General features: G+C 74.6%; 22 protein-coding genes and 2 tRNA genes. 4 read left to right on the top strand and 20 right to left on the bottom strand.

From position 1 onward, the window contains the following. Positions 1-103: 103 nt before the first annotated feature. From ACZ6O2_RS33800 to ACZ6O2_RS33735, 14 genes are all read right to left on the bottom strand, one after another. Positions 104-925: an HpcH/HpaI aldolase/citrate lyase family protein gene (locus ACZ6O2_RS33800; RefSeq protein WP_466025825.1), complete on the bottom strand. Its 822-nt coding sequence runs from the start codon at positions 923-925 to the stop codon at positions 104-106. After that, entirely contained in the window at positions 926-2143 is a 1218-nt protein-coding gene (locus ACZ6O2_RS33795; protein ID WP_466025824.1) for a CaiB/BaiF CoA transferase family protein, read from the bottom strand. It lies immediately after the preceding gene. Further along, positions 2140-4305, bottom strand: a complete 2166-nt coding sequence (locus ACZ6O2_RS33790) for an alpha/beta hydrolase-fold protein (RefSeq protein WP_466025823.1) — start codon at positions 4303-4305, stop codon at positions 2140-2142. The genes ACZ6O2_RS33795 and ACZ6O2_RS33790 overlap by 4 nt, the downstream gene beginning before the upstream one ends. 4 nt (positions 4306-4309) lie before the next feature. Continuing rightward, complete coding sequence (locus ACZ6O2_RS33785; protein ID WP_466025822.1) at positions 4310-6259, bottom strand: SUMF1/EgtB/PvdO family nonheme iron enzyme; 1950 nt, start codon at positions 6257-6259, stop codon at positions 4310-4312. After that, positions 6256-7194 carry a PfkB family carbohydrate kinase gene (locus ACZ6O2_RS33780; protein WP_466025821.1) on the bottom strand — a complete coding sequence of 313 codons (939 nt, stop codon included), beginning with the start codon at positions 7192-7194 and terminating at the stop codon, positions 6256-6258. Before ACZ6O2_RS33780 ends, ACZ6O2_RS33785 begins: the two co-directional genes overlap by 4 nt. Then, positions 7191-8585: an ADP-ribosylglycohydrolase family protein gene (locus ACZ6O2_RS33775; protein WP_466025820.1), complete on the bottom strand. Its 1395-nt coding sequence runs from the start codon at positions 8583-8585 to the stop codon at positions 7191-7193. Before ACZ6O2_RS33775 ends, ACZ6O2_RS33780 begins: the two co-directional genes overlap by 4 nt. After that, the gene (locus tag ACZ6O2_RS33770) at positions 8582-9778 is read right to left on the bottom strand and encodes an ADP-ribosylglycohydrolase family protein (RefSeq protein WP_466025819.1); all 1197 of its coding nucleotides are present in this window, start codon (positions 9776-9778) and stop codon (positions 8582-8584) included. The genes ACZ6O2_RS33775 and ACZ6O2_RS33770 overlap by 4 nt, the downstream gene beginning before the upstream one ends. 2 nt (positions 9779-9780) lie before the next feature. Beyond that, positions 9781-11073, bottom strand: a complete 1293-nt coding sequence (locus ACZ6O2_RS33765) for an ABC transporter substrate-binding protein (protein WP_393305638.1) — start codon at positions 11071-11073, stop codon at positions 9781-9783. Between the two features lie 37 nt (positions 11074-11110). After that, positions 11111-11950 carry a carbohydrate ABC transporter permease gene (locus tag ACZ6O2_RS33760; protein ID WP_350712308.1) on the bottom strand — a complete coding sequence of 280 codons (840 nt, stop codon included), beginning with the start codon at positions 11948-11950 and terminating at the stop codon, positions 11111-11113. 58 nt (positions 11951-12008) lie between these two features. Then, a complete protein-coding gene (locus ACZ6O2_RS33755) occupies positions 12009-12944 on the bottom strand; it encodes a carbohydrate ABC transporter permease (protein WP_350712307.1) in 936 nt (311 codons plus the stop codon). Further along, positions 12941-14008, bottom strand: a complete 1068-nt coding sequence (locus ACZ6O2_RS33750; protein ID WP_466025818.1) for a LacI family DNA-binding transcriptional regulator — start codon at positions 14006-14008, stop codon at positions 12941-12943. The genes ACZ6O2_RS33755 and ACZ6O2_RS33750 overlap by 4 nt, the downstream gene beginning before the upstream one ends. A 197-nt stretch (positions 14009-14205) precedes the next feature. Further along, a complete protein-coding gene (locus ACZ6O2_RS33745) occupies positions 14206-14841 on the bottom strand; it encodes a hypothetical protein (protein WP_466025817.1) in 636 nt (211 codons plus the stop codon). 137 nt (positions 14842-14978) lie between these two features. Next, entirely contained in the window at positions 14979-16103 is a 1125-nt protein-coding gene (locus ACZ6O2_RS33740; RefSeq protein WP_466025826.1) for a snapalysin family zinc-dependent metalloprotease, read from the bottom strand. Positions 16104-16401: 298 nt separating this feature from the next. Beyond that, entirely contained in the window at positions 16402-16821 is a 420-nt protein-coding gene (locus tag ACZ6O2_RS33735) for an NUDIX domain-containing protein (protein WP_466025816.1), read from the bottom strand. Between the two features lie 271 nt (positions 16822-17092). Here ACZ6O2_RS33735 and ACZ6O2_RS33730 point away from each other — a divergent pair, with 271 nt between their 5' ends. The 4 genes from ACZ6O2_RS33730 to ACZ6O2_RS33715 all read left to right on the top strand — a co-directional run bounded on the left by ACZ6O2_RS33730 (position 17093) and on the right by ACZ6O2_RS33715 (position 20755). Continuing rightward, on the top strand, positions 17093-17671 hold the full coding sequence (locus ACZ6O2_RS33730) for an AMIN-like domain-containing (lipo)protein (protein ID WP_350712302.1): 579 nt from the start codon (positions 17093-17095) through the stop codon (positions 17669-17671). Positions 17672-17765: 94 nt separating this feature from the next. Continuing rightward, a complete protein-coding gene (locus tag ACZ6O2_RS33725) occupies positions 17766-18446 on the top strand; it encodes a response regulator (RefSeq protein ID WP_466025815.1) in 681 nt (226 codons plus the stop codon). Positions 18447-18458: 12 nt separating this feature from the next. Next, positions 18459-19853, top strand: a complete 1395-nt coding sequence (locus ACZ6O2_RS33720) for an ATP-binding protein (RefSeq protein ID WP_466025814.1) — start codon at positions 18459-18461, stop codon at positions 19851-19853. Continuing rightward, complete coding sequence (locus ACZ6O2_RS33715) at positions 19850-20755, top strand: Gmad2 immunoglobulin-like domain-containing protein (protein WP_466025813.1); 906 nt, start codon at positions 19850-19852, stop codon at positions 20753-20755. The genes ACZ6O2_RS33720 and ACZ6O2_RS33715 overlap by 4 nt, the downstream gene beginning before the upstream one ends. A 136-nt stretch (positions 20756-20891) precedes the next feature. Here ACZ6O2_RS33715 and ACZ6O2_RS33710 read toward each other — a convergent pair whose 3' ends face one another. The 6 genes from ACZ6O2_RS33710 to ACZ6O2_RS33685 all read right to left on the bottom strand — a co-directional run. After that, the gene (locus tag ACZ6O2_RS33710) at positions 20892-22460 is read right to left on the bottom strand and encodes an amidohydrolase (RefSeq protein WP_466025812.1); all 1569 of its coding nucleotides are present in this window, start codon (positions 22458-22460) and stop codon (positions 20892-20894) included. Between the two features lie 138 nt (positions 22461-22598). Next, complete coding sequence (locus ACZ6O2_RS33705; protein ID WP_466025811.1) at positions 22599-23963, bottom strand: hypothetical protein; 1365 nt, start codon at positions 23961-23963, stop codon at positions 22599-22601. A 301-nt stretch (positions 23964-24264) separates the two neighbouring features. Next, complete coding sequence (locus tag ACZ6O2_RS33700; protein ID WP_466025810.1) at positions 24265-25347, bottom strand: SRPBCC family protein; 1083 nt, start codon at positions 25345-25347, stop codon at positions 24265-24267. 125 nt (positions 25348-25472) lie between these two features. After that, positions 25473-25544 (bottom strand) — tRNA-Gln (locus tag ACZ6O2_RS33695). A 33-nt stretch (positions 25545-25577) separates the two neighbouring features. Then, positions 25578-25649 (bottom strand) — tRNA-Arg (locus ACZ6O2_RS33690). A 40-nt stretch (positions 25650-25689) separates the two neighbouring features. Further along, positions 25690-26667 (bottom strand): LAGLIDADG family homing endonuclease (locus ACZ6O2_RS33685; RefSeq protein WP_466025809.1); only part of this gene is annotated, 978 nt, incomplete at its 5' end.

The raw sequence follows: 26667 nt of genomic DNA, 5'->3' as shown, positions 1-26667 counted from the left end.
CCCTCGCCGACTGGATCGCCACCCGCGGCTACGCCGCCTGATCCACACACCACCAACGACAAGGGCCGGCCCCGAACGGGGCCGGCCCTTGTCGTACGCCGGGTCAGGCCGCGTAGCGGGCGGCCAGGTCGACCGTGCGACGGGCGGCAGCCACCATCGCCCGGTCGGCGAACCGGCCGTCCGGCAGCACCACGGTCCCGGAGTCCCGGGTCTGCGCCTCGGCCACCGCGGCGAGCAGTTCCTCGGCCCGCGCGACCTCCCGCTCCGCCGGCCGGAACGCCTCGGCGATCACCGGTAGCTGGCGCGGGTGGATGGCCGCCCGACCGAGGAGGCCGAGCCGCCGGCCCACCGCGCAGGAGGCGGCCAGGCCGTCGGCGTCGGCCACGTTCGGGTACACCGACATGGCGGGCGGGGGCAGGGTGGCGGCGCGGGCCGCCACCACGATCCGGCCGCGCGCCCACGCCAGACCGGCCTCGTCGTCGACGCCGAGGTCGGAGCGCAGGTCGGCCTCGCCGAGGCCGATCGAGGCCACCGCAGGGTCGGCGGTGGCGATGGCGTACGCGGCCTCCAGGCCGAGGGCCGACTCGACCAACGGGTGCAGCGGGGTGTCCACCCGGGCGGCAAGGGCGGCGACGGCGGTCGCCGACTCCACCTTCGGCAGCCGCAGGCCCGCCAGCCCGGGGCGACCGACCACCGCGGCCAGGTCGGCGTCGACGTCCGGGCCGGCCAGCTCGTTGACCCGGACCTGGACCGGCACGGGGTGCGACTGCCCGAGGAACTCGGCGACGGCCTGCCGCGCGTACGCCTTGCGGTCGGCGAGCACCGCGTCCTCGAGGTCGAGGATCACCGCGTCGGCGCCGGAGGCGACCGCCTTGGCGAACCGGTCCGGCCGGTCACCCGGCACGTAGAGCCAGGTCAGCAGCATTCAGATCACCCCCTTCTCGCGCAGTTCCGCCAACTCGCCGTCGGCCAGGCCCAGCGACCGCAACACCGCGTCGGTGTCCTGGCCGTGCCGGCGCCCGGCGTGCCGGATGTCCCCCGGCGTCTCCGAGAGCCGGAACGGCACGTTCTGCATCCGTACCTCGCCCAACTCCTCGTCATCGACGGTGCGGACGGTGCCGAGCGCGGCGTACTGCGGGTCGGCGAGGATGTCACGCACGTCGTAGACCGGGGCGACGGCCGCCTCGGCGGCCTCGAACGCGGCCACCACCTCGTCCCGGTCGCGCCGCGCGACCCAGGCGCCCACGGCGGCGTCCAGTTCGTCGGCGTGCACGGCCCGGCCGCTGCCGGTGGCGAACCACGGCTCGTCCACCAGTTCCGGCCGGCCGACCAGCCGCAGCACCCGCTCGGCGATGCTCTGCGCGCTGGTCGACACCGCCACCCAGCGCCCGTCGGCGCAGCGGTACGTGTTGCGCGGCGCGTTGTTGTTGGACCGGTTGCCCAGCCGGGGCTGGACGTAGCCGAGCTGGTCGTACCAGGTGATCTGGGGTCCCAGCATCGCCATGATCGGCTCGATGATGGCGAGGTCCACCACCTGGCCGGCGCCGGTGAGGTCGCGGGCCCGCAGGGCCAGCATGACCGCGTACGCGGCGGCGAGCGCGGTGACCGAGTCGGCCAGCCCGAACGGGGGCAGCGTCGGCGGGCCGTCCGGCTCGCCGGTGGCGGCGGCGAAGCCGCTCATCGCCTCGGCGAGGGTGCCGAAGCCCGGCCGCCGCGCGTACGGGCCGACCTGACCGAAACCGCTGATCCGGGCGATCACCAGCCGGGGGTTGACCTCGTGCAGCTCGGCCGGGCCGAGCCCCCACCGTTCCAGGGTGCCGGGGCGGAAGTTCTCCACCAGCACGTCCGCGTCGGCGATCAGGCGGCGCAGCAGTGCGGCGCCCCGCGGGTCGGACAGGTTCAGGGTCACCGTGCGCTTGTTGCGCCCGAGCACCTTCCACCACAGCCCGACGCCGTCCTTCGCCGGGCCGTGCCCCCGCGACGGGTCCGGCTTGGCCGGATGCTCCACCTTGACCACGTCGGCGCCGAAGTCGCCGAGGAACGCCGCCGCGAGCGGCCCGGCGAAGAGGGTGGCCAGGTCGACCACCTTCACCCCGTCGAGCGGGCGGGTCCGGTCGGCACCGGGGTCAGCTGGGCTGTTCACGGCGTTCCCTTCGTCGGGTCGACGGCGGCGAGGAAGACGTCGCCGTTGCCGAGCGCCGCCCCGCCCGACGTGGTTCCGGCGGTGAGCCCGGTGACCAGCAGCCGCCCGTCGGCGCCGAGGGTCGCGTAGACGTTCTCCTCGCCGAAGGCGTCGGCGGCGTCGTCGCGGGCGGTGCCGTACTGGGCCACCCCGGCCTGGCGGCCCCGCGCGTCCAGCCGCAGGGTCAGCACGTCCGCGCCGCCGACCGGCAGGCCGAGCGCGCTGCCGGTGAAACCGACCACGGCGACCGCACCGTCGGGCAGCGCCACGACGTCCGCACCCGCGTCCGCGCCCCGCCCGCCGGTCACCGTCCGCCAGCGCTGCCGGCCGGTCCCGGTGTATGCCACGGTGAGCACGTCGCTGCCGCCGGCGGTGGCCTCGCCGCCGGTGGAGCCGGTGGCGACCACGAGGCCGTCGGCGCTGATCGCGACACCGCCGAGCAGGTCGTCGCCCGCGCCGCCCACCGAGGTCACCCACGTCCGGGTGCCGCTGGCGTCGAACCGGGCCAGCCACCCGTCGCTGCCGCCCAGCGCGGTGGTGTCGGGCAGGCCGGCGGAGGTGCCGCCGGCCACGTACACGCCCTCGGCGTCGGCCGTCACCGCGTACGCCTTGTCCTCGCCGGAACCGCCGAACTGCCGGCTCCAGGCGATCCGCCCGTCCGGGGTGATGCGGGCCAGGACCGCGTCCTTGTCGCCGGCGCCGCTCTGCCCGGCGAACGAGCCGCTGGTGTAGCCGGCGACGTAGGCACCGCCGTCGGGGGCGGCCGCGACGGCGTAGAACCGGTCGGCCCTGGCCGGGTCACCGGCCTGGGTGAGCCAGGCCCGCTGCCCCGTCCCGGTCAACTTGACGACGAAGCCGTCGTCGGCGGGGCTGCCCGGGTGCGTCCCGTCGAGGTCGCCGCGGGTGTAGCCGGCGGCGACCACCCCGCCGTCGGCGAGCGGCACCACGCCGTGGAGGCGGTCGTTGGCGGCCGTGCCGAACTGCCTCGTCCAGGCCGGGGCCCCGCCCGCCGTGACGCGGCTGACCACGGCGTCCAGCCCGCCGGCGTACGGCTGGCCGGCGACCGGGCCGGAGGCGGCGTACCCGAGGGTGGTGCTGCCGTCGGGGTGGGCGGCCACGCCGCCGGCCCAGTCGGTGCCCGCAGTGCCGTGCGGCGGCCCGGGCAGCCCGGCCGGCGGGGTGACGCTCAGCGTCGCCGCCAGGTGCCTCAGTCCGTCCGCGAAGGCGGGTCGCCAGACGTCCCAGTCGTGCCCCCCGTCGAGCACCCGGAACTCCGCGGCGATCGCGTCGGAGCGGCGCACGGTGTTGTAGAGGGTGGCGGCCTCGTAGTCGAGGTCGTGGGCGGCGTCGGCCGGGTCGGGGTTCGCCCACTCGTCGTCGCCGACCGCGACGTACATCCGCACCGGGGACTCCGCGTCCAGGCCCGGCAGCAGGGCCGGGTAGTTCAGTCGCCGGTAGACCTCGTCGGAGAAGCGCTGCTCGCCGGAGCCGAAGCCGCCGAACTCGCGCGCCGACGAGTCGGCCGGCGGCAGCGGCCGGTACACCGCCGGGCTGAGCACCAGCGCGTGGCCGAACAGGTCCTGGTGGGCCAGGGCGTAGCGCAGCGCGCCGGCGCCACCCATCGAGTAGCCGCCGACCAGGCGCGCCCCCCGGTGGGCCGCGGTGCGGTAGGTGGCGTCGACGTGCCGCACCAGGTCCCGGGTGAGGGCGGTCTCCACCGGCCGGCCGGGATCGTCCGCGCCGGTGTACCCGGAGTCGACGTACCAGCTGCCGCGGCTGCTCCACGGCGCGTCGGGCAGCACCGCGATCACCGGCGGCACGTCGCCGTCGGCGATCAGCCGGTCCAGGTCGGCCTTGACCCGGGTCCACGCCTGCATGGTGTCGCCCCGCCCGTGCAGCAGGTACAGCACCGGGTAGCGGCTCGCCGTCGGCTCGCCGTAGCCGTGCGGCAGGTAGACCGTGTAGTCGATCGGAGCGCCCAGCGCCGCGGAGGGCGCCGCGGCGGTGGTCAGCGTGCCCGCGCGGAGCCGCTCCGCGCCGGCCGCGCCGGGCACCGCGCCGGCCAGGCCGAACGCGAGGAGCACGGCGGCCACGCCGCCGCCGATCCGCCAACGTCTTCTCATCAGGTCACCCCTCGGCGGGAAGGTCGGCGGCGCAGCGGAAGCCGACCTGGTCGGAGCGGGTCAGGCCGGCGCCGAGCAGCAGCAGCTTCACCGACACGTCCGGCGGTAGCGGGCCGCCGTCGAGATACCAGTCGGAGCCCTCGGCCCGGTACGCGGCGCCGCCCTTGAGGATCACGAAGCGGGTCCGCCCGTCGGAGTGCTCGCTCTCGGTCAGGTTCCACACCAGCGGTTCCCGGCGGTGCAGCAGCCCCGCCTCGGCGGCCACCTGCCACTCGTCCTCGGTGGGCAGCCGCAGCCCGGCCCAGGCCGCGTAGGCCCGGGCGTCGGCGAGGTCGACGCCGGTTACCGGGGCGTCGGCCGGGCCCTGTCCGGCGGTGAACCGCTCGGGGCGCGACGGACGGTGGCCGGTGGCGCGCAGGAACTCGGCGTACCGGCCGTGGGTGACCTCGTGGGTGTCGATGGCGAACCGGCCGAGCCGCACGGCGCGGCGCAGCGTGCCGGTGTGGTGCAGCCGGGGCGGCAGCGGCTTCCACTCGTCGACGTACGGGGTCTCGCCGTAGAGCCCGGTCTCCCGCACCCGGTGGCGCACGAGCAGCTCCCGCCGGCCGCCGTCGACCGCCACCATGCCGTCGGGCACGTCGCGCCGGGGCGCCCACGGCACGCGCAGCCGCTGCGCCGTGCGGGCCGGGAAGGACGGGTCGCCGACCGCCGCCGGGTGCGACGGCACCGACGCGTCGGCGGTGGCGACGACCGCGGCGACCGCCCCGGCCGGCAGCGGACCACCGACGGTGACCGTGCCGTCCGGCTCGGCGGTGACGGCCAGCTCGGCGCCGGTGACCAGGTCGACGAAGCGCCGGCCGGGACGCGGTGCGGTACGCAGCCACGGCCCGTCGTGGTCGTCGCCCCGGTTCGCCACCGTCCACAGCGGCTCGCCGTCGTGCGTCCAGCGGGACGCGTACACCTGACCGGAGCCGAGGTGGTCGGCGAGCGGGACCCAGTCCTCGGCGCGCAGCCACGCGGCGTGGCTGGCCTGCACCCGGCGCATCGCCCGCAGCACGGCGCGGTCCCGGTCGTTCCAGCCCACCCAGACGCCGAACACGCTCTCCCAGACCAGCACGCCGCAGCCGTTGAGCCAGGCGGAGTGCAGCTCGTCGAGGTGGCTGCGGTGCCAGCGGCGGGTGTGGTGCAGCACGTGCCGGCGCTCGAACCACTTGGCGCGCAGCACGCCGGGGACCTCGGAGTCGGCGAACCACTGCGCCCACGACATCGCGTGGTCGGCGATGCGGGCCAGCGGCACCCGGCTCTCGCCTTCGAGGACGATGCCGGGGCGGACGGCGTCCAGCTCCCGGCGCAGCTCGTCGGCGCCCTCCTTGAGGGTGTCGAGGAAGACCCCGTCGACGCCGAGCTTGCCGGCCAGCGCGGCGACCTCCTGCGCGTCGGTGCCGGCCTCGCGCCGGGTGCCGGTGTCCCACGGGTTGTAGTCGACGAACACCCGCACCCCGCGCCGCTGGAAGGCGCGCACCACCTCGGGCAGCTCGGGGACGTCGCGGTAGAAGTCGAACTGGTTGCGTTCGTCCAGCCCGATCACCGGGTACGCGTGCCACAGGACGATCCCGTCGAAGCCCCCGAAGTCCCGCTCGGCGGCGTCGAGGAACGCGTCGACGGTGAAGACGCCCCGCTCGTGGTCGTAGAGCGTCTCGTCCCACAGCCAGGCGAGGCAGACGCTGAAGCAGTCGCCGGGGATCTCGTCGTAGTGCGCGCCGGTGTAGCCGAGGCGGGCACGGGCGTCGGCGCGCCAGCGGGTGAGCTGCTCCCGCCAGGCCGGCCAGTCGGCCGGGTCGTCCGGGGCGGCGAAGACCTTCGCCTCGTCCAGCGTGGTCAGGTCGGCGTGCCCGCCCAGCGGGACCTCCGTCGGCCGGTCGATGGGGCGCGGCACGTAGGGGTTGAAGCTCACGGGGCACCTCGGTAGGTCGCGGCGTACAGGTCCTCGATGGCGGCCCGGTCGGGCAGCGCGGTGGACGCGCCGGGGCGTTGCGCGCACGCCGCGCCGGCCGCGCAGGCCCAGCGCAGGACGGCGGCGACGGCGCCGGCGTCGCGCGCGGCGCCGCGTTCGGCCCAGCCGACGGCGAGGGCGCCGGTGAAGGCGTCCCCGGCGGCGGTGGTGTCCACCGCCGCGATGCGCGGCGCCGGGATCTCCAGTCGCGAACCGCGCCGGTCGGCGTACGCGGCGCCCCGAGCGCCGAGCGTCAGCACCACCCGGGGCACCAGCTCCAGCAGCGCGTCGAGCAGGACGGCCGGCTCGCCGGCGGCCGTCGCGGCGACGACGGCCGCCTCGTGCTCGTTGACGACCAGCACGTCGACCAGCCCGAGCAGCTCCGCCGGCAACGGCGCCGCCGGCGCGGCGTTGAGCACCACCGTGGTGCCCGCGGCGCGGGCCCGGCCGGCGGCCTCCACCACGGTCGGCAGCGGCACCTCCAACTGGAGCAGCAGCACGTCGGCCGCGCCGATCGCCGCCCCGTCGGCGGCGTCCAGGTCGGTCAGCGCGGCGTTCGCGCCGGGGGCGACCACGATGAAGTTCTCCGCCGCCCGGTCGACCCCGATCAGGGCGACCCCCGAGGGGCCGGGGACGGTACGCAGGCCACGCACGTCCACCCCGGCGGCGACCAGGTTGTCCCGCAGCTGCTGCCCGAACTCGTCGGCGCCGACGGCGCCCACGAACGCGCAGTGCGCGCCCGCCCGGGCGGCGGCGACGGCCTGGTTGGCGCCCTTGCCGCCGGGCACGGTCCGGAAGTCCTCCCCGAGCACCGTCTCGCCGGGGCGGGGCAGCTGCGGCGCGGTGACCACCAGGTCCAGGTTGGCGCTGCCCACCACAACGACCCGCGCGCTCACGCCGGCCCGCCCTCGGCCGTGGCGACGCCGACGGGCGCCCCGGCGGCACCCGGCTCGGCGAGGGCGACGGTGCGGGCGGCCAGCTCGTCGAAGCCGATGCCGTCGAAGCCGGCGATGCTGCTGGCGAGCCGGCCGCGCAGCGGGCCGACCCACCGCTCGGGCAACCCGGACGCGCCGGTCAGCGCCCCGGTCACCGCGCCGACGGTGGCCCCGGTGGAGTCGGTGTCCCAGCCGCCGCTGACGACCGCGCAGACGGACCGTTCCAGCTCGCCCCGCCCGTACGCGAGGGCGGCGGCGACCAGCGCGGCGTTGTTGCGCACGTGCACCCAGTGCAGGTGGCCGTGCCGGGCGTACAGCTCGTCCACCACCGCCTCCCAGTCGTCCGTGCGCGAGCCGAGGGCGCGAGCCTCCCGGACCGTGGCGGCGAACCGGCTGCGCGGCGGCAGCACCGCCTCGCCGGCGTCGAGCACCTCGTCGACGTCGCCCGCCACCGTGGCGGCGGCGGCCAGGGCCGCGACCCACATCGCCCCGTACACGCCGGCGCGGACGTGGCTGACCGTGGCGTCGCGCCAGGCCAGCTCGGCGGCCAGGTCGGGGCGGCCGGGGTTGACCCAGCCGTACACGTCGGTGCGGATCTGGGCCCCGATCCACTCCCGGAACGGGTTGTGCCGCCGCGCGGTCCCCGGCGGGGCCAGCCCCAGCAGCAGGTTGCGGTAGGCCACCCGTTCGGCGGTGAAGACCCGCCCGCCGGGCAGCCAGTCCAGCCACGCCTGTGCCACGTCGGCGCTGGTGAAGTCCCGCCCGTACGTCTCCAGCACGCGCAGCGCCAGCAGCGCGAAGTTCAGGTCGTCGTCCTCGGGCATCCCGTCGATGTTCTCGGCCAGGCTGGTCGGGGCGCTGCGCCGGTTCCACGGCCAGCGGGCCGCCACGTCGGCGGGCAGCCCCCGGGCGGTGAACCAGTCGCGCAGCGGCCAGCGGCCGGTGGCGACGAGGATCTCCCGGATCCCGTGGCGGGGGATCTTCTCGACCGGCTTGCCGAGCAGGCAGCCGGCCGCCCGGCCGAGCCACGCGCCGTGCACCCGGTCGTACGCGGCCGGGCCGGCGGGCAGCGACCACTCCGCCGGCCAGGTGGCGCGGACGGCGGCCAGGTCCTCGGGCTCGTCGGGGCTGCCGGCTCCCGGCAGCGCGTCGGCCTCGTCGAGCAGCCGCGTGGCGAGGGCCCGCAGCCGGGGTGCCGCGGGCGTGGGCGACGCCCCGCTGACCGGCGGGGTGAGGTCCCCGCCGGCCGCGCGCCACTGCTCGGCGATCGCGCCGACGTCGCGCCCCTCGTCCCGGCTGGCCGCGATCTCGTGCGGCAGCAGGTCCTCGGGCTGTACCCAGGTGATCCTCACCGGCCCGACTCCCCCGGCGCCTGGTCCGGCCCGGTGGGGTCGCTGCCCCGCGCCGGAGCGTCGGCGAGGCCGGCGAAGCGCTCGGCCCGGCGGGCGAAGCGCTCGCGGTCGCGGTCGAAGACCTCCGTGGCCACCGCGGCGAGCACCCGGGCGGGCGCGACCAGGTCGGTGCGGGAGGCGGTGGCGACCGCCTCCGACCACTCCGCGGGCACCGCCGCCGCACCGCCGAGCGCCCCGGCGATCGCCGCCGCCATGGTGGCGGTCGAGTCGGCGTCCCGGCCGTAGTTGACCGCGCCGAGCACCGCGGCGCGGAAGTCGCCGCCGGCCACCACCAGCATGCCGATCGCCACCGGCAGTTCCTCGATGGCGTGCAGCCGGCTCGGCCGCCGGGCGCCCAGCCCGGGGCTGCGGTACTCCTCCCCCACCGTGTCGAAGGGGGCGACCGCACCGCGCAGCGGGCCGATGGCGGCCCGCCAGTCGTGGTGGCCCCGGGCCTCCTTGACCACCGCGTCGATGGCCGCCCGGGTGCCGTCGCGGGCCAGGTCCAGCGCGGCGGCGACCACGTCCTCGACGCCCGCGCCGGGGGTCGCGGCGGCGGCGACCGCGGCGGCGAAGACCGCCGCGGCCTCCCGCCCGTAGCTGTGCTGGTGCGCTCCGGCGATCTCCACCGCCTCGGCGTACGCCCCGGCCGGGTCGCCCGCGTTGACGATGCCGACCGGGGCCATGTACATGGCGGCGCCGCAGTTGACGATGTTGCCCACCCCGCCCTCGCGGGGGTCGGCGTGCGCGTGGTGCAGGCGGGTGACCAACCACCGCTCGGCGGCGGCGAGCCGGTGGAAGGTCACCCCCTCGCGCTCCAGGTCCGGGATGTACACCACCCGCTCGATCAGGTCGGGGACGAGCAGTTCCACCACGTCGTAGGCGTCCAGGTGGTCGCGCTTGGCCGCGTACGCCCGCACCAGCGCGTGGGTCATCAACGTGTCGTCGGTGATGTGCCCGTCACCCTTGTGGTACGGCGCGAGTGGCCGCGCGGTCGCCCAGTCGGCGTGGTACGGGGGCACGATGCCCTCCACCCAGCCGCCGAAGCGGGCGCGGATCTGCTCCGGAAGTGCCGTCTCGGTCGCCCCGCCGAGGGCGTCACCCACGGCGGCGCCGACGAGACATCCGACCGACTTGTCGAGAAGGAGAGACATGGTTACCTCAGAACCTGCTTGCCACCGTCGACCAGCTGCGTGCCGAGCTGGTCCAGGGTGATCTTGTTGGCGAAGTACTGCTGGAGGGCCGGGGTGGCGTACTTGGTCTTCCACTCCGGGTAGCCGTCGGCCTTCTGGAACGGCGCGACGGTCAGGTCGGCGGCGCTGTCGGCGGCCACGTCCCAGCCCTGCTTGCCGCCGGTCAGCTTGACCAGCTCCTCGTTGGCCTGCTTGCCGGTCGGGATCAGCCAGTCGCCCTTGGCGAGGGTGGCCATGTTGGTCGGGTTGAGGAAGAACTCCAGGAACTGCGCGGCCTGCTTCTTGTGCGCGGAGTCCTCACTGACGGACAGCGTCTGCGGGTTCGCCGCGTGGGTGGCGGACAGGCCCTTCAGCGGCGGCAGGGTGACCCACTCGAAGCCGGCCGGCGCCTGCTCGACCATCTGCTGACGCAGCGACACCGAGCCGGGCAGCATCGCGTACTTGCCGCCGAAGAAGCCGGGCAGGGTGTCCGCGCCGCTCATCCCGAGCGCCTCCGGCGAGGCCGACTTCGCGGTGTAGATCATGTCGTGGATGCGCTTCGGGACCTCCTTCTCGGCGTCGCCCACCTTGACCTCGGTGCGGCCGCCGTCGGTGTGGAAGAACTTCCCGTCGAAGTTGAGCGCCAGGTTCAGCACGCGGTTGGTGGGCGACTTCAGGGCCCAGGCCGCGCCGTACTGACCCGGCTTGGTGAGCTTCTGCGCGTTGGCCTGGAACTCGTCCCAGGTCCAGCCGCCGTCGGCCGGCGGCACCGCGATGCCGGCGGCGTCGAGCAGCTTCTTGTTGGCGATGACGACCTGCGACTCCAGCAGGAACGGCACGCCGGTGATCTTGCCGTCGTAGGTGACGGTGTCCCAGATGCCCTGGTCGATCTGGCCCTTGAGGTCGTCGGAGACGAGCTTGGACAGGTCGGCCAGGTAGCCCTGCTTGCTGAACTCGCCGATCGCGGACGCCTCGTAGTGCACGATGTCGGCCGCGTCGCCGCCCTCGAAGGAGGTGAGCAACTGGTCGTGGACGGAGTTCCAGTCGCCCTGGACGTACTCGACCTGGATGTCGGGGTGCTCGGCGTTCCACTTGGCGACCAGGTCCTTGTTGGCCTGGAGCGACTCCTTCTGCCAGGCCAGGCTGAGGAAGCGCAGCTTGACCGGGCCGGACGTGGACTCGTCGTCGCCGCCGTCGCCGCACGCGCTGAGCGCGCCGAGGCCGACGACCGCGACCGCGGCGGCCGCGGCGAGTCGACGGAATCTGGTACGGAGCATGGGGGGTTACCTCCTGGGTGGTGGGTGGGGGACGGTGTCAGCCCTTGACCGCGCCGGCGAGCGACCCGGACGAGAGCCGGCGTTGCATGAACGCGAAGAAGATCAGGCTGGGCAGGGTGGCCAGCAGCGAACCGGCCGCGAGGGGGCCCAGGCGGGCGGTGCCCTCGATGCCCACGAACCGGGCGAGCGCCACCGGCAGGGTGGCCAGCTCCGGGGTCTTGATCAGCACGAGGGCGAAGAAGAACTCGTTCCAGGCCGAGATGAACGAGAACAGCGCGGTGGCGACCAGGCCGGGGGCGAGCAGCGGGAAGACCACCCGCCGCAGGATCTGCACGCGGCTGGCGCCGTCGACGGAGGCGGCCTCCTCCAGTTCCCGGGGGATGTTGCGGACGAAGCCCTGCAGCATCCACAGCGCGAACGGCAGCGCCCAGACCACGTAGATGAGCACCAGCCCGGCGTGCGTGTTGGCCAGCCCGACCTGCCGCAGCACCAGGAAGATCGGGATGATCAGCAGCACGAACGGGAAGAGCTGGGACAGCAGCACCCAGCCCAGGGCCGCGGTGCCGAGCTTCGAGCGGAACCGGGCCAGGGCGTACGACGCGGGCAGCGCGACCAGCACGGTGAGCAGCGCCGAGGCGAGCGAGACCTGGAGGCTGTTCAGCGCGGCCCGGCCCAACTCCTGCTCGGTGAACGCCTGGACGAAGTTCTGCACCGTCGGGTTGGTGGGGATCAGGGTCGGGTGCAGCTGGACCAGCTCGCGGGGCGGCTTGAAGGCCGTCGAGACCAGCCAGACCAGCGGGAACCCGAGGAAGACCAGGTAGCCGGCCAGGGCAAGGTACTGCAGCGCCCGCCCGGTGCGGCTCGGCTTTCCGAACATCACTGCCCTCCGATCAGGACTGCGGGGCTCGCAAGCTCACTCCTCGCACTGATCACGACTAGTTCGCCTCCCTCAACCGGCGACGGAGATACACGGCGAGCAGCGCCACGATGATCACGACCATTACGTTGCCGAGCGCGGCGGCGTAGCCGTAGTTGCCGTAGCGGAACGCCTCCTCGTAGGCGAAGAGCATCGGCAGCATGGTCTTGCCGCCCGGCCCGCCGGCGGTCAGCACGTAGACCAGGCCGAACGAGTTGAAGTTCCAGATGAAGTCCAGCGAGGTGATCGCCACGATCACCGGGGCCAGCGCGGGCAGCGTGACGTGCCGGAACCTGTGCCAGGTGCTGGCGCCGTCCACCGCGGCGGCCTCGTGCAGCTCGCGGCCGACCCCCTGCAGGCCGGCGAGGAGCACGACGGTGGTCTGCGGCATGCCCGCCCACACCCCGACGATGATCACCGCCGGCAGTGCGGTGCCGAAGTCGCCGAGCCAGTTGGCCCGCAGGCCGTCGGCGCCGACGCGGTGGAAGAACTCGTTCAGCAGGCCCGCGTCCGGGTGGTAGACCAGCTTCCACAGGATGCCGACCACCACCGGTGGCATCGCCCACGGCACCACGGCCAGCACCCGTGCCACGCCCCGGAAGCGCAACCGCTGGTGCAGCAGCAGCGCGAGCCCGAGGGCCAGCAGGAACTGCAGGACGGTCACCCCGAACGCCCAGAGCAGGCCGACCTGGAAGGAGTTCCAGAACAGCTCGTCGCCGAGCAGTTCGCGGTAGTTCGCCAACCCGGTGAAGCTGACCTCCACGTTGCGCCCGGCCCGGGCGTCGGTGAACCCGAGGTACATGCCGCGTACCAGGGGGAAGACCGACAGCACCAGGATCGGCAGCAGCGACGGGAGCAGCAGCAGGTAGATCATCGTCCGGTCGGAGCGGGACCGGCTGTGCCGACGGGCCGCTCCGGCCCGGTCGACGTCCGGCCGCTCGGCCACAGTCGTCATGACGGCACCTCTTCGGTCGGCGGACGGGGGGTGGTCACGGCGGCCCGGCTGGAGGCGCGGACGACGAGGCTGGGCGACACCTGTTCGCGGCGGGGCGGCAGGGCGGGGTCGGCGATCCGCTGGAGCAGCAGTTCGGCCGCCCGGCGACCGCGCTCGGCCGAGCCGAGCGAGACGCTGGACAGTTGGGGGAACATCATCTGGGCCAGCTCGGTGTCGTCCATGCCGATCACCGCCACGTCCTCGGGCACCCGGTGCCCGGCGGCCAGCAGCGCGTGCAGCGCGCCGACCGCGATCAGGTCGTTGGCGCAGACCAGGGCGTCCGGGCGGGCCCGGGCGAGCAGCCGTTCGGTCGCCGCGCGACCGGCCGCGTACTGGAAGTCGCCGACCTCGACCAGGCGTTCGTCGAGGGGAACGGCGTGCGCGGCGAGGGCGGCGCGGAAGCCGGCGTCGCGGGCGGCGCCCGGGACGGTGTCCAGCGGGCCGTTGACGAAGCCGATCCGGCGCCGCCCGCTGGCCACCAGGTGGTCCACGGCCAGCGCGACGCCCCGCCGGGAGTCGGTACGCACGTTGTCGACGGGCGCGTCGGCGCTGAGCTGGCCGATCACCACCACCGGCACCGGACTCTGCACGAGCGCGGCGAGGTGGTCGTCGGTGACCCGGATCGGCGACAGGATCATGCCGTCGACGTAGCGGTTGGCCAGCCGGCGCAGCAGCGCGGTCTCGTTGGCGATCTGCCCGCCGGTGGCGTGGACCAGCAGCTGCCGCCCGGACGCGGCCACCACCGCCTCGATGGCCCGCATCATCGACACGTAGACCGGGTTGCCGATGTCCTCGACCGCGAGCGCGACCAGTCCGGTGCGCTGGGACTGCAACGACCGGGCGATGGCGTTGGGCACGTACCCGACCTCCGCCGCCGCGGCGCGGACCTTGCGGATGGTCTCCTCGCTGCCGCCGACGCCGTTGAGCACCCGGGAGGCGGAGGCGATGGAGACACCGGCGCGGGCCGCGACGGTGTGGACGGTGGGCCGACTGTCGGCCGACTCCGGTAAACGTTTACGACCCACGCCCTGGCACCTCCACCTGTTTCCTGTAAACGTTTCCGGGAGTCTGCGCCGCGCGCGGCGAGGAGGTCAAGGGTCCGTTACGAAAACGTTTCCAACAGGGGCGAGGCGCTGGTCAGCGCGTCATCGCCGGACTACCCGGGGTGCCCACGGAGCGGGACGACCCTGCATGCGGGCCCGCGCGGGGGCCGGCGCGGCCGTCAGGACCGGCGTTCGCGCTCCTGGCTCAGCCGCTCGTCGAGCCGGCCCAGCTCGTAGATGGCGTTGAGGTTCGTCGGCAACCGGGTCACGTTGTCGACCAGGGGTTCCCCTGCGGGGTCGGGCGCGGGCGCAGGCGCGCCGGCCGGGCCCATCTGCGCGACGGCGGGCCGACGCCGGCGCAGGACGAGCAGCACCGGCACGGCCACGGCGGTCGCCGCCAGGCCGTAGAGAAGCCACCGCTCCGCCGGATCCCCGCCGCCGTCCGGCGGGGCAGCGACCGTGGACGCATCGCCCGAGGTCCCGGTCCGCCCGTTCGGGGCGGGCACCGCCGCCTTGCGCTCGCCCGGACCCTCGGCCGTCCGGCCCGGGCCGGCGGCGCGGGTGGACGTGGTTGTCGACGTGGACGGGCCCGGGGCGACCGGCGCCGCCGACGGGCGGGGCGACGCCGGGGCGGTCGAGCCGGACGGGACCGGCGTCGGGGAGGCGCCCGGCGTGGCCCCGCCCCCTCCGGTGAGCAGGTCGTCCACGATCTGCCCGACACCGCCGAGGAGGCCGCCGACCGGCCCGCCCGAGGCCGACGGTGTGGGCGCGGGAGCGAGCGCCAGGGTCAGGGCGAGTGCGGCCACGGCGGACATGGTTCACCTCGGAAGGGGTCGATGTGTCACGCACGGTACCGCACTGCGGGTGGTCGCCGCGTGACACCCCGGCGCGGCGGCCCGGCCGACGACGGACGGGGGGACGCCGCGCGCGGCGTCCCCCCGGGTCGGGGTCGTCAGACCGGCAGACCGCCGACCTGGGTGTTGATCCAGGACCGGATGGACGGCAGGTCGACGTAGATGGACGGGCCGGTGGCGCAGGTGGAGTTGTTGTTGCCGGACCGGCTGGTGGCGCCGATCAGGCTCCACACCCCGTTGATCCGGCGCACCTGCGGGCCGCCCGAGTCGCCGTAGCAGGCGCCCGAGTTGCCGTTGGTGTTGTTGGTGCAGATCTCGTACGGGCCGTTGATGCCGATGCAGCGGCTGTCCGACACGATCGAGGTGTCCAGTTCGTACGCCACGGTCGGGGCGCCCCCGCAGCCGGGGGTCGGGCAGGTCTGGCCCCAGCCGATGATCCGGGTGGCGGTGCCGACCGCGCCCGAGGTGCTCGGGATCGGCGCCGGGGCGTAGCCGACCGAGCTGGACAGTTGCAGCAGCTTCACGTCGACGCTCGGGTGGTTGACCGCGCGGATCACGGAGACGACGGTGCCACCGCTGTTGCGGTAGATGCTGCCCACCCGCACCGAGGAAGGCGTCGAGCAGTGCCGGGCGGTGACCGCCCAGTTGGCCTTGATCAGCGTGCCGGTGCAGCCGGAGACGTACACCATCCACGGGTAGTTCTCGGTGGCCGGCCGGCCGCCGACGACGTACGGCTCGATGTCGTCGCCGTCGTTCCACGAGTACGTGCCGGTGGGCACCGCGGACGCGGCCAGGCCGCCGGCGAACAGCGAGTTCACCCGGGACGCCTCGGTGGCGCTCGGGTACGCGTTGCGGCAGGAGACCGGGGCGCTGCTGCCGGACATCAGGTCGGAACACAGCCCGGTGCGCCGGTCCGGCAGGCCGAGGATGTGGCCCAGTTCGTGGCTGGCGATGCGGGTGCGGTCGTACCCCTGGTTGACGGCGGTCCAGCCCATCCAGATCCGGCCGGAGCCGAGCCCGGTGACCTGCGCCCGCGGCCAGCCGCTGTCGACGTAGATGGTGACGTTGCCCGGCGTGCGGGCCACCAGTTGGACGTTGCTGACCTGGCTGTTCCAGATGGCTGCGGCCTGGTCGAAGTTGGTGCGGAACTCGCCGGCCCGGCTCGCGTCGTAGTAGACGGTTCGGGCGGCGGCGGACGCGCTGGCGTCGGTGGCGACCTGCATTCCGGTTGCGGCCAGGACCGCCGCCAGCACGGCGCCCGCCGTGCGCAGCAGTTGTCGTCGGAACATACACGCACTCCCTGCGGTTGTCCGGCGGCGTGCCACCGCCGGTCATCGATGTACGTGAATGTTAAAGCGGGGACCGCCAATATGCGGCATAACGGAATCGTCATACCGGCACCCCACGAGTTCACCGCCAGGCCGGGTCGAGGGGCACCCCGCCGCCGGTCCGCCGCCCCGGGGACGACGGCGAGCGACACACGGGTGAGCGCCGACGGCGGCGGGCGGGCGGTCGCGCCGGTCAGGGCAGCGGGTCGGGAAGCATCGCCAGGGTGGCCGGCAGTTGCGAGTGCAGCGGCGCCGGCAGGGCGTCGCGGGTGAACCAGCCGATCCGGTCGAACTTGTGCGGCTCGCCGATGGCCACCTCCGCCGGGTCCACCCGGACCGCGAAGAGCACCGCCACCCAGTGCGAGGGCGGGTCGTCGCGCAGCACGTTGCGCACGCCGAGCAGGGCGACCGACCGTGGTGTGGCCGCGTACTCCTCGGTGACCTCGCGGCCGACCGCCGCCTCGAAGCTCTCGCCGAACTCCAGCGCCCCGGCGCCGGTGTCCCAGGTCCCCGGCTCGTCCCGGGCGCCGGCCGCGCGCCGGGCCAGCAGCAGCCGGCCCGCGCCGTCGTGGCAGACGAAGACGCAGGAGACCTTCGGCGTACGGCCGGTCATGGGTGGTCCCTTCCGAGGGGTCGGGGTGCGGCGGCAATCGCAGTGCGCCGAGGTGCGCCGACACCGTACCCGGGCGCAGCCCGCACCGGTCGGCCGGTTCCATGGTCGAGGTCGGCGCCGCCCGATCGTGCAGCAGCGCCGCGGGCACGGGCTGTTACCCGGGCGTTACCGCACGGCGAAGCTGCTGCCGTGGGGGCGTTCCACCGTGGATCCGACGACCCCGGCGACGAGGCCGGGCACCGACCGGGAAACGGAAGAACGGGAGAGGACGATGCGGATCAGGAGTGGACTGACGGCCCTGGTCGTGGTGCTCGCCGCGCTGGTGGCGGGTGCCGGCACCGGCACGGCGGCGACCACGACAGCGGCGGCGACCGGGTCGCCGTACTGCGGGATCACCTGGGGCAGCGCGGAGAAGTCGGCCGGCACGCCGAGCAGCGCCCCGCTGGTCGACGTGCGCACCGGGCGGCACGACTGCTTCGACCGGGTGGTGTTCGAGTTCGCCGGCCCGGTCACCGGCTACACGGTCGGCTACGGCGAGACGTGGACCGAGGGCGAGGGCCTGCCGCTGTCGCCGTACACCGCCGGCGACGAGCTGCTGCGGGTCTCGCTGCGGGCCCCGGCGTACGACGACGCGCACGTCGGCACCGTGCCCTACCGGGTCGGCGAGCACGCCGCGAACGTGCTGCGCCACCAGACGCTGCGGGACGTGGTCTTCGGCGGCAGCTTCGAGGGCTACACCACCTTCGCGGTCGGCGTGCGGGCCCGCCTGCCGTTCCGGGTGTTCGTGCTGACCGGCCCGGGCACGCACAGCCGGATCGTGCTCGACGTGGCACACCAGTGGCAGCAGTGACCGCCGCGGAACCGGGGGTCCGGCGCCGGCCGGGCCCCCGACACCGTCCGTTCCGCCAGGTCGGCGCGGGCCGTCGCGGGGCTACCCTCGGCTGGTGGAGGGCCGCGTGCTGGTCGTCGAGGACGATGCCTCCATCCGGGAGGTCACCGCACTCGGGCTGCGCCGCGCCGGTTTCCGGGTCGACACCGCGGTCGACGGGCGGGAGGCGCTGGCGGCGTGGCGTGCCCGGCCGCCCGACCTGATCGTGCTCGACGTCATGCTGCCCGGCCTGGACGGCATCGAGGTCTGCCGGGAGATCCGGCGCACCAGCGGCGTACCCATCCTGATGCTGACCGCGCGCACCGACACCGTGGACGTCGTCGTCGGCCTCGAGTGCGGCGCCGACGACTACCTGCGCAAGCCGTTCGACCTGCCCGAGCTGGTGGCCCGGGTCCGGTCGGCGCTGCGCCGGGCGGGCGCCCCCGTCGTCGCCGCCGTCATCGAGGTCGCCGGGTTGGAGATCGACCCGGGCAGCTTCGTCGTCCGCAAGGACGGCCGGGAGGTGGCGCTGACCGCCACCGAGTTCCGCCTGCTGCGCGAACTCGCCCGCCGCCCCGGCCAGGTCTTCACCCGGGAGGTGCTGCTGGAGCGGGTGTGGCAGCACGGCTACCTCGGCGACTCCCGGCTGGTCGACGTGGCGGTGCAGCGGCTGCGCGCCAAGATCGAGGACGATCCCGCCCACCCCCGGCTCGTGCGGACGGTACGCGGGGCCGGCTACAAGCTGTCGCCGGGCTGAGGGAGGTGCGCGATGGCCGGACGCGCCGTACCGCCCGGACGCCTGCGCCGCCGGCTGACCATCGCGTTCGTGCTCGTCGCCGGCGTCTCCGCCGGGCTGCTGGCCGGCGGCTCCTGGCTGCTGCTGCGGCAGGCCCGGTTCGACGCCTCGCTGCACCAGGCCGCCGCCGACGCCCGCTACCGGCTCGTCCTGGCCGGGCAGTTCCTGCCGCTGACCGAGGACCGTCGCGGCGAGCTGCTGACCAGCTTCGAGGGCAGCGGCCGGCACGTGGTGCTGGTCGACGACGGGCAGCACCCCTCCCACCCGGCGTACGCGCCGCCGCTGGGGGCGCGGCTGCGGGCCGCCGTCGCCCAGGGGCAGCTCGGGTACGAGCGGTCGTCGCCGCATGACCGGCCCCGGCTGCTCGTCGTCGGTGGCCGCATCCCCGGCTCGACGGCCGAGCTGTACGTCGTCACCGTCGAGGACGACATCGCCGCCGACCTGGACCAGTTGCGCACGGCCCTGCTGGCCGGCTGGGTGCTGGTGGTGCTGCTCGCCGCCGGGGTGGGGCACACCCTCGCCCGCCGCACGCTGGAGCCGGTCGGCCGGGCCAGCCGGGCCGCGCGGGCCCTCACCGAGGGGCTGCTCGACACCCGCCTGCCGGTACGCGGGCGCGACGAGTTCAGCGACTGGGCCGCCTCGTTCAACGAGATGGCCGAGGCGCTGGCGGCGAAGATCGAGGCGCTCTCCGCCGCTGAGGCACGGGAGCGGCGGTTCACCGCCGACGTGGCGCACGAGCTGCGTACCCCCGTGACCGCCCTGGTGGCGGCGGCGTCGCTGCTGCGCGACCACCTGGACCAACTGCCGGGCGACGCGCGGCGCGCGGCGGAGCTGCTGGTCGCCGACGTGGTCCGGCTGCGCCGCCTGGTGGAGGACCTGATGGAGATCTCCCGGCTGGACGCCGGGCGGGAACGGCTCGCCGTCGCCGCCGTCGACCCGGTCGCCCTGCTGCGGGCGATCGTCGCGGCCCGAGGCTGGTCCGACCGGGTGCGGATCGACGGCACGCCGGTGCCGCTGCGCACCGACCGGCGCCGGCTGGAGCGGGTGCTGGCGAACCTCGTCGCCAACGCGGTCGAGCACGGCGGCGGCGAGATCCGGGCCGCGGTCGCCGGCGACGGGTCGCGGGTCGTCTTCGAGGTCAGCGACCAGGGCCCGGGCATCCCGGCGGAGCACCTGCCGCGCCTGTTCGACCGCTTCCACAAGGTCGACCCGGCCCGCTCCGGCCGGGGCAGCGGGCTGGGCCTGGCCATCGCCCGGGAGAACGCCCACCTGCTCGGCGGGCGGCTGAGCGTGCGCAGCGAGCCGGGGGTGGCCACCCGGTTCCGGCTGGACCTGCCCGCCGAGCCGGCGTCGGACGGTGCGCGGTGAGCCGGCGCGCGGTGACCCGGCGGGTCGCGGCCGTCGCCCTGCTCGCCGCCGCGCTGCTGCCCGCCGGCTGCGCCGCGCCCCGGTCCGGCTCGCTCGGCCCCGCGCCCGCCGCGCCGCCGCCGGTCGCCACCACGTCCGCGCCGGCGCCGTCGCCCAGCTCTGCCGCGGCACCGCCGACAGTCGGCCCGGGCCGCTCCCCCACGCCCGCCGCGACCGCCGCCGCCCCGACGCGGGCGCAGACCGTCACCGTCGAACTGTGGTACGTCCGGGACGGGCGGCTCGCGCCGACCCGGCGCACCCGGCCGGCCACGGTGGCGACGTCCCGGCTGGCGCTGACCGAACTGGCCGCCGGACCCACCCCGGCGGAGGCCGCCACCGGGCTGACCACTCTGCTGCCCGCCGGCGGCGAGGTCGCCCGCATCGCCGACGGCGTGGCGACGGTCGCGCCCGCCCCGGCGGGCGGCGACGCGCCGACCCGGCGGCTGCGCGAGGCGCAGGTGGTCTACACGCTCACCCAGTTCCCCACCGTCAAGCGGGTCCGCCTCGCCGCCGGTCCCCCGGTCGGCCGGGCCGACTACGCGGACCTGCTGCCACCCGTCGTGGTCACCAGCCCGACCATCGGCGCACGGGTCGGCAGCCCGGTCACCGTCACCGGCACCGCCGACGTGTTCGAGGCCACCGTCACGGTCCGGGTGCTCGACGCGGCGGGCCGGACGGTGGCGACCACCTTCACCACGGCCACCTGCGGCACGGGCTGCCGGGGCGACTTCCGGGTCGCCGTCGCCTACCGGGTGCAGCGGGAGCAGCCCGGCACGATCGAGGCGTACGAGGTCTCGGCGGCGGACGGGACGCGCCGGCACGTGGTCGCGGTGCCCGTCACCCTCACGCCCGTCCGGTCCTGAGCACCGGGCGACGCGTCGGCGCGGACGGCCTGCGCCGGTCACGTCCGCCCCGGCGCCGGCCACGTCGCCGGGTCCGGCGTCGGCGCCCCGGGCCGTGGCCGTCGCGCCGCCGGCCGCCGTCACGCCGTCGCGGCGCTCACCCGCGCTGCCAGCGGATCTCGCCGCCGACGACGGTGGTCATGACCCGGGTGCGCAGCACCGCGTCCGGCGACTCCAGCCAGGGATCGGTGTCCACCGCGATGAAGTCGGCCAGCATGCCGGGCGCGAGGACGCCCTTGCGGTCCTCCTCGCCCGCGGCGTGGGCCGCGCCGAGGGTGTGGGCGGCGAGCGCCTCGGCCATGGTGAGCCGCTGCTCGGGCTGCCAGCCGCCCACGGGCGTCCCGTCGGGACGGGTACGGGTCACCGCGGCGTACAGGGCGGCGAAGGGGTTGGGGTGCTCGATCGGGGCGTCCGAGCCGAAGGCCAGGCCGACGCCGGCGTCGAGCATCCCGCGCCAGGCGTAGGAGGCCAGGTCGTGCCCGGCCAGCAGGGTGTCGACGAGGTCGATGTCGCTGGTGCAGTGCACGGGCTGCATCGAGGCGGCGACACCCAGCCGGGCCATCCGGGCCAGGTCGCCGGGCCGCAGGTGCTGAGCGTGTTCGATGCGGTGCCGCAGCCCCGGCGTGCGGCCGACGGCCTCGTAGGCGTCGATGACGAGGTGGTTGGCCTGGTCGCCGATGGCGTGCGTGGCCACGGCGATGCCGTTCTCCGCCGCCCTGGCGAAGAGCTTGACCAGGTCCTCGTACGGCGTGACGGCGATGCCGACGTTGGGGTGCTCGCCGGCGAAGGGCTCGCTCATGTGGCAGGTGTGCGAACCCAGCGCCCCGTCGCTGAAGATCTTCACGGGCCCGGTGCGGAACCAGTCGTCGCCCTGCCCGGTGCGGCGGCCCTCGGCGATCGCCTCCTCCAGGTGGACCGACGGAATGGCCTTGTGTACGCGCAGCTTCAGCTCGCCGGCCTCCCGCAACTCCAGGTAGGCCGCCCGGCAGTCCTCGCCGTCGATGTCGTGCACGCTGGTCAGACCGAGGGCGAGCAGTTCGTCCTGCACGACGCGGAGTTGCTCGCGCAGGTCGCGGGAGACCATGAGGTCCTCCAGCGGGCGACAGGCCGTCTCGCGCAGGATGCCGGTGGGTTCCCCGCGCTCGTCCCTGACGATCTCACCGCCCACCGGGTCGGGGGTGTCGGCGTCGATGCCGGCCAGGCGCAGGGCCGCCGAGTTGGCCCACACCGTGTGGCCGTCCGCGTTCGGCAGCACGACCGGCAGCTCCGGACAGACCGAGTCCAGGGCGTACCTGTCCGGCTGCCTCGGCGGATCCCAGGTGTTGCTGTTCCACCTGCCGCCGAACAGCCAGGCGCCCGGTCGCAGCCGCGCCGCGTGCGCGGCCACCATGGCCAGCGCGTCGTCCAGGGAACGCACGTCGCGCAGGTCCACCGCGTCCAGGCTCTGGGCGTACTGCGCGGTGTGGATGTGGGCGTCGTAGAGACCGGGAAGCACGGCGGCGCCCGCCAGGTCGACCAGCTCCGCGCCGGGTCCCGCGGCGGCGCGCACCTCCGCCTCCGTGCCGACGGCCAGCAGTCGCTCGCCGGCCACGGCCATGGCCCGGGCCGACGGGTTGCCGGCGTCCCCGGTGCGGATGGCGGCGTTGCGGTACACGCGGATGCTCATGTCACCTTCAGGGGCTCGAGTGATGGGTGACCACCCACTGTAGGAGTGGCGGAGAGAAGTCGGAAGTCACCGCCCCGGTCGCCCCTACCGCGGTGGGCGCGACCTGCGGCCGCGCCCACCGATGCGTCCGGCGACGGGTCAGCGACGCGGGAGGAAGACGAACCGCCGCTCACCGTTGTCCGTGGTGGCCAGCGAGAACCCTCCGATTCCCGGCAGCGACAGGAACGGGATCTCGGTGTCCTGGGGAAGCTCCTCGACCTTCCCGGTGCCGACCGCGACGGTGACGGGCACGTTCGCGTCTCCCCCCTGCCCGTAGCCGTACGCGGTGCCGTCGTCGTCGACGGACACCAGGCGGACGCCCTCCTGCCCTTCCTCCTCGTCTTCGCCGAAGCAGCGGGCCACGCCCGTTTCGAAGTCGAAGGCGATGGTCCCCGCCACGGCATAGCGACCGTTCGGCGACAGAACGGGATCGTAGGAGCGTCCGTCCAGCCCGCCCTGCGGGTCGCACACCACGGACGTCTGGAGCTTTCCGGACTTCAGGTCGTGCACGGCTGCCACCGGGATGCCGCCCTGCCTCGTCACGCCCTGCTTGGCGTACCACGAGGAGAAGACGTGGTCGCCGAGAACAGCCCACACCTTGCCGTTCTCGTACTTGCCGTGATTCTTCGGATCGGCGGCCGGTGGAACGGCGTTGCTGGCCTGCCAGACACCGGGGACACCGAAGCCGCCCGGGTCGATCGCGACGAGCGGGCCGTCGGGGGAGAGCCCTGCCACCCGACCGCTGTTGCAGACCACGTCCTCTTCCTCGCAGTAGGGCAGTCGCACGCTCTCGTCGTACGTCTTGATGCGTTCCGTCGACAGGTCGATCGCCGCGGCGTGGTAATCGCCCCTGTCCTCCCAGTGGACCAGGAGGCCATTCCCGCCGTCGACGACCTTCGCCGAGCCGGAGTCCTCCCTCGAGACGGAGCGGGTGTGGGCGGGGGCGATTCCCCTCCCGGAGGAGTCGGCCGGGTAGAGGACGAGGGAGACCACGTCCTCGTCCGTGAACGAAGGGGTGTACGACCAGACGACGACATACTCGCGTCCGCCCTCATTCACGACGAGGAGCCGCGGAAGGTACGACGGATCCGGCGCCACGTTCTCGGGAAGAGCCGGTGGCTGCCACTCCTGGCTGTCCCAGCGGGGCGCGCCGGTGACGGCGTCCCGAGCATCGACGACGTAACCCGCACCCTTCTTCTGGAGGAAGGCGACCACGCCCGCCTTCGCCGCGGCTCCCACCGTCAGGTTCTCCGCGTTCTCCGGCAGCCAGCCGACGGTCTCCTGCCAGCCCTTGGCGGTGTCGAACCCCTCCGGCGCGTTCACCACGGGCTGCGGAGACGCCCCGACGCCCGGCGACGAGCCGCCCGGATCTCCGCTGCGCGCCGCGCCGTCGTCACCGTCGCCACAGGCCGTCAGCATCGCGGCCGCCACCATGATGGTGACGGCCCTTCCCATACCCCTCATGCACACCTCCGCAGAGCAGGGAGGCGTTCCTGGTACCGCGCCTCCCGCAAGATCATCCAAATCGCCGGGAGGGGAGCCTGTCAAAACGGACAGGCTCCGACATGAGCACGGCGGCCGCGATCGGCGACCGGTACGAGCAGCTGGAATCCGGGCCCGTCGCCGCGGACAGTGTCCATCATGGCCATGATCACATCCGGGCCGTCGCCGTCCCGGGGCCTGGACCGGATCGACCGTCGACGCGGTCGCCACGCGCCGGGCGCTTCGGCCGGCGGCGGCACGGACCGGGGCGGCGTCGCGGCCGTCACATGCCGGTGCACGGGTCGTCGCCCACCACGCAGCCCTCGGGCGCCTTGGTCGCCGGGTCGCTGTCGCGGACCTCGAACGTGAACGTCCGCGACTGTCCGGCCTTCACGGGCGGCCCGGTGAAGGTGACGGAGTGCCCGTCCTGCCGCCAGTCGGCGCCGCTGGCGTCGGAGACCCGGCCGCCCTCGGCCAGCGTCACGACCACCGTCCAGTCCTTCGCGGCCGCGCCGCCCGAGTTGTCGACCACCACCTCGCCGGTGTAGCCGAAGAGCCGGGTCGACACCGTCTCGTAGCGGGCGGTCACGGCGGGCCCCGACGGCGCGGCGGAGGTGGACGTACGTGAGGGCCTCGCCGTGGGGGTGCGGCTCGGGCGGGTGGCCTCCGGGGTGGCGGTCCGGGTGGGGCGGGCGGAGGGGGTCGACCGGGGCGAGCCGCTCGGGGCGGTCGTGGCGGTGGGCACCGGCGCGGGCGCCGGTGCGGCGGCGCGGTCCGGCTCGGCCGGCAGCACCGCCCACACGGTCACCCCGGCGGCCAGCGCGGCGCCGGCCAGCCCGGCGACCAGCAGCGGCCGGCTGCGGCGGCCGGCCGGCGCCGGCTCGTCGTCGAACGCCTCCGTGACCGGCATCTCGGCCGTCATCCCGGCCTCGCCACGGCGCAGGTCCACCTGCTGGAAGGCCAGCCAGTCGAGGATCGCGGGCAGCCGATTGGTCAGGGCCTGCCGGTAGCACTCCGCGCGGCTCTCGCGCTGCTCGTCGGCCCAGACGCCGTGCTCCAGCACCTCGCGGACCGACAGCCGACAGCCCTCGGCGGTGGCGGTGACGGCACAGGTCAGCCGGCTGCGCCGGCCGCCCTCGAGGCACCGCAGCGCGATCAGCTCCGGCTCCTGCCGTTCGGTGACCTCCGCGTCGACGGCGGCGCCGAAGCCGGGCAGCCCCGCCGTGTGCAGCAGCAGCCGGTTCCGCAGCCCCGCCATCATCTCGACCTCGGCGAACCACCGGGCGAGCAACTCACGATCCGTCAATGCGCGCCACACCCGCTCGGCGGGGTGGAACAGGTCGACCTGCGTGCCGATCTCGCTCACGGCGAGACTCTACGGTCCCGGTCGCGGGACCGCCGGGCGGGGCGGCACCGACGGGCAGATCCGACGTCCATCCCGGACGCCCACGTCCGCCGATGCGCGGCCGCGTCGGCGCGGCCCCGGCCTCGCTGCGAGCGGAGGACTCGAACCTCCATCGCCCGTTCCAGAGACGGGTGTGCTGCCGATTGCACCAGCTCGCAAGGGGTTCCGTCCCGCGTCGCGGATCCGGCCCGTGCCCCGACCAGGATTCGAACCTGGGCTTTCCGGTTTCGTGGACCGGCGCTCTCTCCGCTGAGCACCGGGGCGGACGACCGGCGCCCACCCCTCCTGGGCGCCGGTCGGCGGTCAACCCTTCACGCAGACGACCTGCTTGAGGTGCGCCACCACCTCGACCAGGTCCTCCTGCTGCGCCATCACCTGGGTGATGTCCTTGTACGCGCCGGGGATCTCGTCGACCACCCCGGCGTCCTTGCGGCACTCCACGCCGGCGGTCTGCGCGGCGAGGTCGGCGGTGCTGTACGTCCGCTTCGCCTGCGCCCGCGACATCCGCCGCCCGGCCCCGTGCGACGCGGAGCAGAACGCGTCCGGGTTCCCCTTGCCCCGCACGATGTACGACCCCGTGCCCATCGACCCGGGGATGATGCCCAGGTCCCCCCGACCGGCCCGGATCGCCCCCTTGCGGGTCACCAGCACGTCGACGCCGTCGTAACTCTCCTCCGCCACGTAGTTGTGGTGGCAATTGCCGGTCAAGATGTTGCCTTCGAGCGCGAATGAGTGCGTCTCGTCCACAATGGCACAGAACACCTCCTCGACCACATCCGTCTCCTGAACCTTCCGCACGGTCCAGCCACGCCGCTCGACAGCATTACGGCCCGTCGCCCAGCGATCACGATGGATCTCATGCACGAAGAAATCTGGGGTAAGATCAGCTCGAGATATTCCCATGACATATATCGCGGAATCGACCGCACCAAAGCCCAATCGCACTCTGCGACGGATGGGGAGCGTCCAGATTCCAAGAACGTCGCAGGCGGACTTCACGAACTCCAAATTCCGTCGGTCCGCCGACCAGATCGAGGGACGACCGGTCTTGCCCACGTCACCGTCAGCAGCAAAATAGCCAGCAATCCAGCCGTACAGGACTTCAGCCGGGCCATCAAGTGAGGGAAGCTCGCGCTTCCATTCCCGCGGCAGCCCGGCCAGCCGCCGATACGACTTGACCTCACCACTAGTGCCGTGACCACGAACGTTCGCGGTGTTGGGATCAGGCTGCGTGGGTGGTGGGTTGGCCCCAGCGTCGTTGTCGTTCGCTGCGGATGCGGG

It is taken from the genome of Micromonospora sp. NPDC048040 (assembly GCF_055587185.1).
This window is presented reverse-complemented; position numbering and strand designations above follow the sequence as displayed.

Bases quoted from the DNA above. Each gene is read 5' to 3' on its own strand.
- ACZ6O2_RS33705 (WP_466025811.1), bottom strand. From the start codon at position 23,963: ATGAGGGGTATGGGAAGGGCCGTCACCATCATGGTGGCGGCCGCGATG.
- ACZ6O2_RS33740 (WP_466025826.1), bottom strand. From the start codon at position 16,103: ATGCAGGTCGCCACCGACGCCAGCGCGTCCGCCGCCGCCCGAACCGTC.
- ACZ6O2_RS33755 (WP_350712307.1), bottom strand. From the start codon at position 12,944: ATGACGACTGTGGCCGAGCGGCCGGACGTCGACCGGGCCGGAGCGGCC.
- ACZ6O2_RS33800 (WP_466025825.1), bottom strand. From the start codon at position 925: ATGCTGCTGACCTGGCTCTACGTGCCGGGTGACCGGCCGGACCGGTTC.
- ACZ6O2_RS33745 (WP_466025817.1), bottom strand. From the start codon at position 14,841: ATGTCCGCCGTGGCCGCACTCGCCCTGACCCTGGCGCTCGCTCCCGCG.
- ACZ6O2_RS33735 (WP_466025816.1), bottom strand. From the start codon at position 16,821: ATGACCGGCCGTACGCCGAAGGTCTCCTGCGTCTTCGTCTGCCACGAC.
- ACZ6O2_RS33760 (WP_350712308.1), bottom strand. From the start codon at position 11,950: ATGTTCGGAAAGCCGAGCCGCACCGGGCGGGCGCTGCAGTACCTTGCC.
- ACZ6O2_RS33730 (WP_350712302.1), top strand. From the start codon at position 17,093: ATGCGGATCAGGAGTGGACTGACGGCCCTGGTCGTGGTGCTCGCCGCG.
- ACZ6O2_RS33720 (WP_466025814.1), top strand. From the start codon at position 18,459: ATGGCCGGACGCGCCGTACCGCCCGGACGCCTGCGCCGCCGGCTGACC.
- ACZ6O2_RS33710 (WP_466025812.1), bottom strand. From the start codon at position 22,460: ATGAGCATCCGCGTGTACCGCAACGCCGCCATCCGCACCGGGGACGCC.
- ACZ6O2_RS33770 (WP_466025819.1), bottom strand. From the start codon at position 9,778: ATGTCTCTCCTTCTCGACAAGTCGGTCGGATGTCTCGTCGGCGCCGCC.
- ACZ6O2_RS33765 (WP_393305638.1), bottom strand. From the start codon at position 11,073: ATGCTCCGTACCAGATTCCGTCGACTCGCCGCGGCCGCCGCGGTCGCG.
- ACZ6O2_RS33790 (WP_466025823.1), bottom strand. From the start codon at position 4,305: ATGAGAAGACGTTGGCGGATCGGCGGCGGCGTGGCCGCCGTGCTCCTC.